Below are 12,333 nucleotides of genomic sequence, written 5' to 3'. Positions count from 1 at the left end.
GTTACTTCCCAACAGAAAGACTTCTTTTTCTGCATGGCTCATAGGCGATCCCTTCGGCAGATAGTATCTCTGCCCTGTGAGGTGCTTATGTCTCTGCGGGAAAAGGAAGTTTGGGAATGAGTTTAATATACTGGGCACATATTTCAAACGGTATGACACATTTTTTTACTGTCGGAATCCTTTACAATCAGCGAGTTATCTCCCGCTCGGCGGCTTCGTTGTTGCCCTTGAGAGGAAGCGTCACGATCACTCTCAGTCCTCCCCTGCCGCGGTTTTGGGCCCGGATGCTCCCTCCGTGGGCCTCCACGATCCCCTTGCAGATGGAGAGCCCGAGCCCGGTCCCACCCGCCCCCTCCGGGTAGGGGACCCGGTAGAACTTCTCGAAGATCCTTCCCAGGTCGGGCGGGGGAACCCCCCGGCCCCGGTCGGCCACCCGGATCTCGAGATCCCCGCCCCTCACCTCCGCCGACAGCTCGATCGGCTCTTCGGCCGGCGAATACTTGACCGCGTTCTCCAGGAGGTTCACCAGTACCTGGGTCATCAGCACCGGGTCCATCATCACCAGCGGAAGATCTTCCGGCCACTTCGTGGTGACCTGGCGGTCGGCGAGCTGGGATTCCAGCGCGGCCAGGGCACACCCTGCCAGGTCCTGGATGTCGCACGGCTCCCTCTTGAGCTTCAATGCGCCGGCCTCCAGGCGGGTCATGTCGAGGAGATTGCCGACGAAGCGGTTGAGCCTCCCCGCCTCGAGCCAGGCCCCCTCCACCAGCGCGTCCCGGTCCTCGCCGGAGAGCTTGGAGCCCCGCTCCCTGAGGGCCTCCAAAGACCCCGAGATGGAGACCAGCGGGGTACGGAGATCGTGGGAGATGGAGTTGAGAAGCGCCCTCTCCAGCCCCTCGCGCGCCTGCAGGATCTCGGTCTGCTCGGCCTGCTTGCTGAAGAGCACCCGTTCGATGGCGAGCGCCACCTGGGTGGTGAAGGCGAGCAGGAGCTGGCGCCCGAGCGGCGAGTCGTAGCCGTGCTCGTCCTTGAGCTTCACCCCCAAGACCCCGAGCGAGTCCCCCGAGGTCAAAAGCGGCAGGAAGAGGAACTCGGCCGAGCCGAGCGTTTCGGTCCCGTGCCCGGCGGCCGCGCGGTTTCTAAAGGACCAGTCGGCCACCGCGAGGTCGCGGGTCCCCAGGCTCAACCCGGCGCTCGCCACCTTGGTCTCCAGGTGCTCACCCTCGGGAAGCAGCACCAACAGCTGCGCCCCCAGGCTCTGCTCGATGTTCTTGACGATGGCGTCGAGGATCCCCGGGAGGTCGGAGGCGACGGCGAGGTCGCGGCTTAAGTAGTAGAGGGTGGCGGTCAGCACCTCGCGCTCGCGGATCGCGTCCGCCCGCTCGCGCGCCTGCGAGACCAGGGTGCTGATCACCATCCCCACCGTGAAAAGGGCGGCGAAGGTGATGAAATACTCGGTATCGGAGACGGCGAAGGTGAAGCGGGGAGGAACGAAGAAAAAGTCGAAGGCCAGCACGCTCAGTATCGCGGTGAGGATCGCCTCCTGCCTCCCGAGCCGGGTGGCGGCCAACACCACCGCGAGGAGGTAGATCATCACCAGGTTGGTGGGGGCCAGGTAGAGGCGCACCGGCTCGCATAAAAGCGAGGCGAACAGCACGAGCACGAGGCTCCTGGCGAAGCCGGGCCAGCGGACGGTCACCTTCGGGCGCCGGGAAACCTTGGCGGCTTCCCCTTCGGCGGCGATGCTCACCACGTGGACGTCGATGTGGCCGGAGAGCCGGATCACCTCGTCCACGAGCGGCGTGCGGAGGAACTCGCGCCAGCGCGGCTTGGACGGCTTCCCCACCACGATCTTGGTCACGTTGTTGCGCTTGGCGTAATCGACCAGCGCCTCGGCGACCGAGGTGGAGGTGATATTCGCCACCTGCGCCCCCAGGCTCTCGGCGAGCCTCAGGTCCTTCCAGACCCGGATCCGGTTCTCCTGGAGATGCTTCCCGTTGCCGGGGGTCTCGATGTAGACGGTGTGCCAGGGGGCCTTGATGTCGTCGGCCAGCCTGCGCGCCGTCCTGATCAGCCGCTCGCTGAAGGGGCTCCCGCTCACGCAGACCAGCACCCGTTCCGCGGCGGGCCAGGGGCCGGTGATCGAGCGGGACTCCATGTAGGCGCGCATCTGGTCGTCCACGCGGGCGGCGGCGCGCCGCAGCGACAGCTCGCGAAGCGCCATCAGGTTCCCCGGCTTGAAGAACTTCTCGGTAGCCATGGCGGCCTGCTGGGGGATGTAGACCTTCCCCTCCTGGAGCCGCTGCAGCAGGTCCTCGGGGGGGATGTCCACCAGCCTGATCTCCACCGCCAGGTCGAGGAGGGAATCGGGGATGGTTTCCCGGACCACGACACCGGTGATCTGCGCCACCACGTCGTTGAGGCTCTCGAAGTGCTGGACGTTGACCGTGGTGTAGACATCGATCCCGGCGGAGAGGATTTCCTCGACGTCCTGCCACCTCTTCTCATGCCGGCAGCCCGGGGCGTTGGTGTGGGCGAGCTCGTCCACCAGGGCGATCTGCGGCTTTCTCGCCAGCACCGCGTCCAGGTCGAGCTCCGGCAAGAGCACCCCCTGGTACTCGAGCCGCGCCTTGGGGAGCACCTCCAGCCCCTCCAGGAGGAGGTCGGTCTCGCTTCGGCCGTGCGACTCCACGTAGGCCACCACCACGTCGCGCCCTTCGCGCTTTCTCTGGTGGGCGGCCTCCAGCATCGAGTAGGTCTTGCCGACCCCCGCCGCGTACCCGAGGAAGATCTTCAGCTTGGCGCACCCCTTCTGGGCCTCCTCGGCCTGGGCCACCTTCAGAAAGGTTTCCGGGGAGGGGCGGGCCCCTTCGTCGTCTCTCATGGTTTCACCTTGACCCCGTCCAGTGCCAGGTTCAATGCAAGCACGTTCACCCGCGGCTCTCCCACGAAGCCGAACCTCGGGGAGCGGGTATGGGTGGCCACCACGTCCCTGAGCACCGCCGCGCTCATCCCGCGCGCCCGGGCGACCCTGTCGATCTGAACGGCGGCGGCCGCCGGCGAGATGTCGGGATCGAGCCCGCTCGCCGAGGCCTCCACGAGGTCGGCCGGGATGACGCCGGTGACGCCAGCATCCCGCAGCGCCCTGACCCGCTCGGCCACCGTCTTCAGGTAATCCGGGTTGGTGGGGGCCAGGTTGGAGCCGCCGGAGCCCAGGGCGTTGTAGGGGAAGTCGCTAGCGGCCGAGGGGCGGGGCCAGAAGTACCTCGCCTCCGAGAAGGGCTGGCCGATCAGGCGGGAGCCGACCGTGCGCTGGCGGTCGTCGGTGACGAAGCTCCCCTGCGCCTTGTCGGGGAAGAAGGCGGCGGAGATGGCGGTCACCACGGCGGGGTAGACCCCGCCGCAGATGACGGTAAAAAGTATGAACAGCATGATGGCCGGGCGAAATTCTCTCATAACGGTTTCCTTTGTTGTTCCTGTACCTGTAAACGACCTTTACTTGCGTCCCTCTCCCCTGCCCCTTGTACAGTCATCCCCTCTCCCCCCGGGAGAGGGTGGCCGGAGGCCGGGTGAGGGTAGATGTTATACCCTCCCTCACCCCTGCCCCTCTCCCGGAGGGCGAGGGATTATGGAGTTTCTGCCCCTCTTCCCGGAGGGAGAAGGAATATGGGGGGTAGCCCTAAAGGGGCGAGGGGGAGATGAAAATCCCGATCACCAGGTCGATCGCCTTGATCCCGATGAAGGGGGCGATCATCCCACCGAGCCCGTAGACGAGGAGGTTGTGGATCAACAGCTTCTCGGCCGGCATGGGGCGAAACTTGGTCCCCTTGAGCGCGAGCGGCACCAGGATCGGGATGATCACCGCGTTGAAGATGACCGCCGACAGGATGGCCGAGAGCGGGCTCCCCAGCCGCATGACGTTCAAGACGTTCAGCTGCGGGTAGATGGAGAGCATCATGGCCGGGATGATGGCGAAGTACTTGGCCACGTCGTTGGAGATCGAGAAGGTGGTCAGGTTGCCGCGGGTCATCAGGATCTGCTTCCCCACCTCCACGATGTCGAGAAGCTTGGTGGGGTTTGAGTCGAGATCGATGATGTTGGCCGCCTCCCGGGCCGGCTGGGTCCCGGTGTTCATCGCCACCGCCACGTCCGCCTGGGCGAGCGCGGGGGCGTCGTTGGTGCCGTCGCCGGTCATGGCCACCATGAATCCGGCCTCCTGGTTCTCCTTGATGAGCCGCAGCTTGTCCTCCGGTTTGGCCTGGGCCAGGAAGTCGTCCACCTGCGCCTCGGCGGCGATGGCGGCGGCGGTCAGCGGGTTGTCGCCGGTGATCATCACCGTCTTGATCCCCATGCTGCGAAGCTGCATGAAGCGCTCCTGGATCCCCCCCTTGATGATGTCCTTCAGGTTGATGACCCCGAGGATGTCGGCGTCGCGGCAGACCACCAGCGGAGTGGCGCCGGCGCGGGCGATGCGGTCCACCGCCTCCGCGAGATCGGCCGGGATGTTGGTGGCGCCGGCCGACTTGGCGAAGGCGACCGCCGAGTCGGAGGCCCCCTTGCGGTACTTGAGGCCGCCGGTGTCCACCCCGGAGAGGCGGGTGTCGGCGGAGAAGGCGATGGTGACCGCGTCGGCGGGGACCTCCCTGGCCATCCCGTACTTCGCCTTGGCCAGCACCACCACGCTTCTCCCTTCCGGCGTCTCGTCGGTGAGCGACGCGGTGAGCGCGGCCTCGGCGATCTCCTGCTCGCTGTGCCCTCCCACCGGGACGAACTCCACCGCCTCGCGGTTTCCCAGCGTGATGGTGCCGGTCTTGTCGAGGAGCAGCACGTTGACGTCGCCCGCCGCCTCGATGGCGCGGCCGGAGAGCGCGATCACGTTCTTCTGGAAGAGCCGGTCCATGCCGGCGATCCCGATGGCGGGCAAAAGCGCGGCGATGGTGGTGGGGGCGAGGCAGACGAAGAGCGCCACCAGCACGGTGAGGGAGACCGGGCTCCCCTGTCCGGCCGCCTTGACCGAGTAGACGGAGAGCGGGCTGATGTTGGCGCAGACCAGCAAAAAGACCAGGGTGAGCGCGATCAGGAGCACCTCGAGGGCGATCTCGTTGGGGGTCTTTCTCCGCTTGGCCCCTTCGATGAGGGAGATCATCCGGTCGAGGAAGGTTTCGCCGGGGTTGGCGGTGATCCGCACGATGATGGCGTTGGCGATCACCTCGGTCCCGCCGGTGACCGCACTCCGGTCGCCGCCGGACTCGCGGACCACCGGCGCCGACTCCCCGGTCACCGCCGCCTCGTTGACTAAAGCCGCCCCGGCGATGACGTCGCCGTCGCCGGCGATCATGTCGTGGGCCTCCACCAGGATGCAGTCGTCCTTGCGTAACGATTCGGCCGGGACCACCTCGTAGCTCGAGCCGAACTCCGGCTTCCTGAGCTTCTTGGCGCTCACCTCGGTGCGGCTTTTCCTCAGGCTCGCGGCGCGCGCCTTCCCGCGTCCCTCCGCGAGCGACTCGGCGAAGGTGGCGAAGATGACGGTCAGCCAGAGCCAGACCGAGACCAGGCCGGTAAACCAGGCGGGCTCCCGGTTGGCGCCGGTGAGGCTCATGGCGAAGGTGACGAGGGTGATGGCCGAGGCGATCTCCACGCAGAACATGACCGGGTTCTTCCAGAGGCCGCGGGGATCGAGCTTTTTGAACGATTCGATGAGCGCCGGCTTCATGATCCGGGCGTCGAAGATAGATATTGCTTCGGGTGCGTGTTTGGACATGACTTAGTTACCTCCCCGCATGATCAACTGTTCGACGATGGGCCCCAGGCTGAGCGCGGGGAAGAAGGTGAGGGCGCCGACGATCAGGATGACCAGGGCCAGCCAGAGGGCGAAGGGGACCTTGTCGGTCGGCAGGGTTCCCAGGCTGGGCGGGACGTACTTCTTCTCGGCCAAGGAACCCGCCATGGCGAGCGAGGCGACGATGGGGGCGAAGCGGCCGATGAGCATGGCGGCCGAGCCCGCGACGTTGTAGAAAACCGTGTTGGCGTTCAAACCCGCGAAGGCGCTCCCGTTGTTGTTGGACATGGAGGCGAAGGCGTAGAGGACCTCGGAGAGCCCGTGGGCCCCCGGGTTGGCCATGGAGGCGACCGCGGAGGGGAGGAGCATGGCGAGCCCCGAGAAGACGAGCACCAGGATCCCCGAGGTGAGGACGGTGACGATCGACATCCACATCTCGCGTACCTCGATCTTCTTGCCGAGGAACTCGGGTGTCCTGCCGATCATGAGCCCGGCCACGAAGACCGCGATCACCACGAAGGCGACCATGGTGTAGAGGCCGGTCCCCACCCCGCCGAAGACCACCTCGGAGAGGAGGATCAAGGAGAGCGGGACCATCCCCCCGAGCGGGGTGAACGAGTCGTGCATGGCGTTGACCGCGCCGCAGGAGGTGCCGGTGGTGGCCGCCGCGAACAGGGCGCTTCCCGCCACGCCGAAGCGGACCTCCTTACCTTCCATGTTGGCCGCCTGGACCCCCAGCTTGGCCACCTGCGGGTTCCCGGCGCTCTCCGACCAGCAGAGGACGCCGACGGCCAGGACCAGGATGGCGAGCATGACCGCCAAAAGCGCCCATCCCTGCCGGGTATTCCCCGCCATGGTCCCGAAGGTGTAGGTGAGCCCCCCGGAGATCAGGAGGATCAGGAAGACCTCGACCAGGTTGGAGAGCGGGGTGGGATTCTCGTAGGGATGCGCGGAGTTGGCGTTGAAGAAGCCGCCGCCGTTGGTCCCTATCTCCTTGATGGCCTCCTGGGAGGCGACCGGCCCCATCGGGATGGTGACCTCCTTCGCGGTGGCGCTCTCGGTGACGGCGTTCCCCTTGGCGTCTTTGACCGGGTTACCCTGGCCGTCCAGCTTCGGCTTGTCGTAGGTGACCGGCTGGAGGAGCGGCACCGTCTGGTAGGCGCTGAAGTTCTGGATCACCCCCTGGGAGACCAGGAAGACGGCGAAGACGACGGAGAGCGGCAGCAGCAGGTAAAGGACGCAGCGGGTGAGGTCGACGTAGAAGTTGCCGATCTCGGAGACCCGGCGCCGGATGAAGCCGCGGATGACCGCGATGGCGACCACGATCCCGGTGGCGGCGGAAAGGAAGTTGTGGACCGCGAACCCCCACATCTGCGAGAAGTAGCTCGCCGCCGATTCTCCCGAGTAGGCCTGCCAGTTGGTGTTGGTCATGAAGCTCACCGCGGTGTTCAATGCGAGGTGCCAGGAGAACCCCGAAAGCTTCTGCGGGTTCATCGGGAGCACCCCCTGCAGCATCAGGATGGCGAAGATGGCCACCCCCCCCAGGAGGTTGAAGAGGAGAAGCGCCCAGGCGTAGCGGCCCCATCCCATCTCCTCGTCCTTCCCGGTCCCGCAGATCCGGTAGACCAGGCCTTCGCAGGGGGCCAGCAAGGGCGAGAGGGGGGTCCGTTCCCCCTGGAACACCTTGGCCATGTAGCGGCCGACCGGCTTGATCGCCGCCAGCAGTACGGCGAAGAACGCCACCGTCTGTATCCACTCGTAACTCGTCATCGTCTCTGTCTCCAGTTCTCTTCCGTTTATCAGGAAGGCGTTGAAAGTCGCTTCCTTCTCACGGTAACGAGCTTAGCCCGCCTGACCTTTAGAGGGGGTCAAAATAGGGAGAAAAGGTGTCAAGAACCTGTTTAGATCAGGTTAACGATGTGTCAAGGGGGCAAAAGCATGGCGGCTGAGGGTGATGAAGAGCGCGTGGCGAAAGGTAAGCGAGGAGCAGTGTGACGGGAGAGATTATTTAAGAAGGACATCGGGGTGTTACGGCGATGGTTGTGGCAATTATGTCTCGACGCGGCTATAGTTACAGGCACCGCTGAAAGCGGATCTTTATTTTCCCTTGATGACAACGGCGGCCATTTTTACACCGTCTAAAGGTTGAACCGGATAAGGTTGACTCTCGAGCGATCCATTAAAGGCAGGAAGTTTCGAGATGAGAATCTATCTGTTCGACCCCGGCACCGGCATATACCAGGGTGACGACTTTACCGACGAACCCTTTTTTCTTGGCGATCCCCCCCCGTTTCCGGATGGGGTGACCACCGTCGCTCCCCCGCCTGCGGAAGCCGGGCGGGTCCCCTGTTTCGACGTCATCGCCGGGCGGTGGATCATGAAGCCCCGGCCTCCCGCCAATGGGCGGCGGCCCCACTCGGAGGAGCGCGTTCTTATCGCGGTGACCAATGACGACTGAACAGCAGCGCTTCATTTCCCCCTACGACCTTCAGCCGGGGCAGACCCTGGACGGCCGGTTCGAAATCCTGGAATCGATCAGCCGCAGCGGCATGGCGACCATCTTCAAGGCCGCCGACCTCGACACCGGCCAGACGGTCGCCATCAAGGTCCCCCACCTGCAGTTCGAGAGCGATCCCGGCTTCTATTCCCGTTTCGTGCGCGAGGGGGAGGTCGGCGCCCGCTTCCACCACCCCTACCTTCTCAAGTTCATTGCCGTCGAAAAACAGAGCCGCCCCTACCTGGTCATGGAGTACCTCGAAGGAGAGACCCTGGCCCAGTTCCTGAAGAGCGCGGGGGCGCTGCCGGAGCGCCAGGCGCTCGAGATGGCGAGCCGCATCTGCGGCGCGCTCTCCCACATGCACCAGGCCCAGGTGATCCACCGCGATCTCAAGCCGCAGAACATCATGCTCTGCCGCGACGGGAGCCTGCGGATCTTCGATTTCGGGATCGCGCGGGGGACGGGGCGGCGCTTCACCTTCGTCGGCTTCACCCCCTCCATCGGGACGCCGGAGTACATGGCCCCCGAGCAGGTGCTCGGCAAGCGCGGGGACGAGCGGACCGACCTCTACACCCTCGGGGTCATCCTCTACCAGATGGTTACCGGGGAGATCCCCTTCTCCGACCCGGGGGGCGACATCTTCAAGGGGATGAACGCGCGGGTGACCGGAGACCCGGTGGCTCCCCGCAAGGTGAACCGGGAGATCTCCGAGGCGGCCGAGGAGATCATCCTGCACGCCATGGAGCGCGACCCCGCCGACCGCTATCCCTGCGCCGAGGCGATGCAGCGGGAGCTTGATCACCCGGAAACGGTGGCCCTGACCGGGCGCTGGCGAAACCTCAAGCCCCCCCAGCCGTGGAAGCGCTACCTGAAGAGCGGGATCATGGTGGGACTCTTGCTCGCCGCCGCCATCGCGCTCCTAACCTGGATCGTGCTCCTCATCATCAAGAGGGGGGCTTAGCAGGGTGAGGATGGGGTAGCTACCCCCTCTCGTCTTGACGTTTTCTTTACACACCTTCCCGCCATTTTGACACCTTCTTTATCCCCGATCGGCTATCGTTCAAGGACCGGCAACGGCTACTGAGACAACGTCGTCTTTGCGAGAGAGCCACATTCGAAGAATGTGCGGACGGCAAATCACTCTGCCCGTCCGCCGAAGGGGAGCAGGCAATAGCATGACGGACCAGAGTTCGGCAGCAGACCAGACCATCGTAGGACGCATCATCAGGGCCATCTTCGGCTCACCGAAGTACCTCAAAGACCCTCACCTGTTCCACAAGATGGCCCTGATCCCTATCCTGGCCTGGGTCGGCCTCGGAGCCGACGGCCTTTCCTCCTCCGCCTACGGTCCCGAGGAGGCCTTCCGCGCCCTGGGCGAGCACACCTACCTCGCGGTTTTCCTGGGGCTCACTACGGCCCTCACCGTCTTCATCATTTCCTATGCCTACTCGAGGATCATCGAGCATTTCCCCCACGGGGGCGGCGGCTATATCGTGGCCACCCACATGCTGGGAGAAAAGGCCGGGGTCGTCTCGGGGAGTGCGCTGTTGGTCGACTACGTGCTGACCATTACCGTCTCCATCGCCTCCTGCGTGGATGCCTGCTTCAGTTTCATCCCCCAGTCGTTCCACGTCTATAAGGTCCCGGTCGGCATCTGCCTGGCCATCGTTTTGATCATCCTCAACATCCGCGGTGTCAAGGAATCGATCTCCGTCATGGCGCCGATCTTCATGGTCTTCGTGATCACCCACCTCATCCTCCTGGTCTACGGCGTCGGCGCCCATGTGGACCGTGTCGTGCCGCTCGCCTCGGGGATCAAGAACGGCCTTTCCCACGACCTCTCCACCATAGGGGTGATCGGGATCATGCTGCTCTTCCTCCGGGCCTATTCGCTGGGGGGCGGTACCTATACCGGGATCGAGGCGGTCTCCAACGGCCTGCAGATCATGCGCGAACCGCGGGTGAAGACCGGCAAAAGAACCATGATCTACATGGCCACCTCGCTGGCCTTCACCGCCGGCGTCCTCTTCTTCTGCTACGCCTTGGTGGGGATCAAGCCGGTGGATGGGAAGACTCTCAACGCGGTACTTGCCGACGGGCTCTTCGCCCACTGGCCGATGGGAAGCGCACTGGCCTTCGTCACCATCTTTTCCGAGGGTGCCCTGCTGCTCGTTGCCGCTCAGACCGGCTTTGTCGACGGCCCCCGCGTCATGGCCAACATGGCGGTGGACTCCTGGTTCCCGCACCGCTTCGCCGCCCTCTCGGTCCGCCTCACCATGCGTAACGGCATCATGCTGATGGGACTGTCCACGATCGCACTGCTCCTCTACACCAAGGGATCCGTCTCCGCGCTGGTGGTCATGTACTCCATCAACGTCTTCGTCACCTTCTCTCTGTCTCAGCTCGGCATGTCGAAGTTCTTCATCCAGAAGCGGAAGGAGGACCCGCTCTGGTTCCGCCACCTTATGGTCCACCTGGTCGGCCTCCTGCTGTGCGTCACTATCCTCATCATCACCACGATCGAAAAATTTACCGAGGGGGGCTGGCTCACCCTGGTCATCACCTCGGTGGTCATCGCCCTTTGCTACCTCATCAAGGCCCACTACCTGAGGCTCAGGAAGGGGATGAGGGACCTGGACGAGGCGCTGCTCGATTTCCCGCTCTCCCACCACGGGGAGGTGCCGGCGCTCGACCGCAACGCGCCGACCGCCATCCAGCTCGTCTCCAGCTACTCGGGCTTCGGGGTCCATACCCTGCTCTCCATCATGTCCACCTTCCCGAAGACCTATAAGAACATCATCTTCGTCTCGGTCGCCATGATCGATTCCGGCTCCTTCAAGGGGGCCGAGGAGATCGAGGCCCTGGAGGAATCGGTCAAGGGTTCGATGGAGCGCTACGTGGACATGGCCAACAAGCTCGGCTTCGCGGCCGACTACCGCACCGTGCTCGCCACCGACGTGGTGGAGGGGGCGGTACGGCTTTGCAAGGAGGCGGCGGACGAGTATCCCCGCTCCACCGTCTTCACGGGGCAGATCACCTTCCGGCTGGAGAAGTTCTACCACCGGCTGCTCCACAACGAGACCGCCTTCGCGATCCAAAGGCGCCTGCAGTGGGACGGCCTCACCACCGTCATCATGCCGATCCGGGTCCGCTCCTAGCCCGGGGACAGGCCCGGGGACTGGTGCCGGGTCCCCCTCTTCGCCCGTTAATCCGCCATGAGATGCCGATGTTAAGCGAACCAACGAGAATGCGGGTCCTGGTGGTGGATGCCGACCTCCAGAGCAGCCGTTTTCTGCAGCAGGTGCTGGAGGACGATTTCCAGCTCACCCTGGTCGGGAAGGGGCAGAGCGCACTGGCCGCCACCGCGGCTTCCTCGCCCGATCTCATCCTCCTCGACCTGGAACTCCCCGATGTGGGCGGTATCGAGGTGATCGGGAAACTGAGGGAGTGGTCCCCGGTCGCGATCATCGTGGTCTCCGCCCTCGACGGTGAGGAGGACAAGATCGCCTCCCTCAACGCCGGTGCCGACGACTACGTCACCAAGCCGTTCGGCGCCGGCGAGCTGAAGGCGCGGATGGCGGCCGTCCTCAGGCGGTCCCTTCCCCGGCAGGTGGGGCAGGAGCCGGTCTTCACGAGCGGCGACCTGATCGTCAACCTCCCCGAGCGCCGGATTCTGGTCGGGGGGCGCCCGGTCCCGCTCACCCCTATCGAGTACCAGATCCTCCGGCTCCTGGTGCTGCACGCCGGCAAGGTGGTTACCCAGAACTTCCTCTTGAAGCAGGTATGGGGGAGCTCCTTTCTGGAACAGCCGCACATCCTGCGGGTCAACATCAGCAATCTCCGCCACAAGATCGAGAAGAATCCCGCAAACCCCTCCTACATCCTCACCGAACCCCGGGTCGGCTACCGTCTGAGACGGCATCCCGATCAACCCTGAACACCCCAAATCCCCGGCCACCCTGACCCGGTGAAACCATTGACGTTTATGAGTTGATGATGGGAAGTTGCTCTGGTATGCTGCGCGGTCAGAAACTACCGGCGGTCCGCGAGGTATGGA

8 protein-coding genes are annotated in these 12,333 nt (G+C 64.6%); 4 read left to right on the top strand and 4 right to left on the bottom strand.

All coding sequences use genetic code 11. The features are described from left to right. Window positions 1-187 precede the first annotated feature (187 nt). The 4 genes from ACYVL5_RS00510 to kdpA all read right to left on the bottom strand — a co-directional run bounded on the left by ACYVL5_RS00510 (window position 188) and on the right by kdpA (window position 7,549). The gene (locus ACYVL5_RS00510; protein WP_460593584.1) at window positions 188-2,884 is read right to left on the bottom strand and encodes a DUF4118 domain-containing protein; all 2,697 of its coding nucleotides are present in this window, start codon (window positions 2,882-2,884) and stop codon (window positions 188-190) included. Continuing rightward, a complete protein-coding gene (gene kdpC, locus ACYVL5_RS00505) occupies window positions 2,881-3,456 on the bottom strand; it encodes a potassium-transporting ATPase subunit C (protein WP_460593583.1) in 576 nt (191 codons plus the stop codon). Before kdpC ends, ACYVL5_RS00510 begins: the two co-directional genes overlap by 4 nt. A gap of 223 nt (window positions 3,457-3,679) precedes the next feature. Then, window positions 3,680-5,761, bottom strand: coding sequence for a potassium-transporting ATPase subunit KdpB (gene kdpB / locus ACYVL5_RS00500; RefSeq protein ID WP_460593582.1), 2,082 nt, complete (start codon window positions 5,759-5,761; stop codon window positions 3,680-3,682). Window positions 5,762-5,764: 3 nt separating this feature from the next. Beyond that, window positions 5,765-7,549 (bottom strand): potassium-transporting ATPase subunit KdpA, encoded by a 1,785-nt coding sequence (kdpA, locus tag ACYVL5_RS00495; RefSeq protein ID WP_460593581.1) that lies wholly within the window; start codon window positions 7,547-7,549, stop codon window positions 5,765-5,767. Between the two features lie 430 nt (window positions 7,550-7,979). On the opposite strand from kdpA, the gene ACYVL5_RS00490 reads away from it, so the two are divergent. The 4 genes from ACYVL5_RS00490 (at window position 7,980) to ACYVL5_RS00475 (ending at window position 12,213) form a co-directional block, all read left to right on the top strand. After that, window positions 7,980-8,237 carry a hypothetical protein gene (locus ACYVL5_RS00490; RefSeq protein WP_460593580.1) on the top strand — a complete coding sequence of 86 codons (258 nt, stop codon included), beginning with the start codon at window positions 7,980-7,982 and terminating at the stop codon, window positions 8,235-8,237. After that, entirely contained in the window at window positions 8,227-9,237 is a 1,011-nt protein-coding gene (locus tag ACYVL5_RS00485; RefSeq protein ID WP_460593579.1) for a serine/threonine protein kinase, read from the top strand. Before ACYVL5_RS00490 ends, ACYVL5_RS00485 begins: the two co-directional genes overlap by 11 nt. A gap of 214 nt (window positions 9,238-9,451) precedes the next feature. After that, window positions 9,452-11,434, top strand: a complete 1,983-nt coding sequence (locus tag ACYVL5_RS00480) for an APC family permease (RefSeq protein WP_460593578.1) — start codon at window positions 9,452-9,454, stop codon at window positions 11,432-11,434. Window positions 11,435-11,502: 68 nt separating this feature from the next. Beyond that, window positions 11,503-12,213 carry a response regulator transcription factor KdpE gene (locus ACYVL5_RS00475; protein WP_460593577.1) on the top strand — a complete coding sequence of 237 codons (711 nt, stop codon included), beginning with the start codon at window positions 11,503-11,505 and terminating at the stop codon, window positions 12,211-12,213. Window positions 12,214-12,333 lie beyond the last annotated feature (120 nt).

This window comes from Geomonas sp. Red276 (assembly GCF_054784495.1).
The sequence above is the reverse complement of the archived record's forward strand: the minus strand, read 5'-3'. Positions and strand labels throughout refer to the sequence as shown.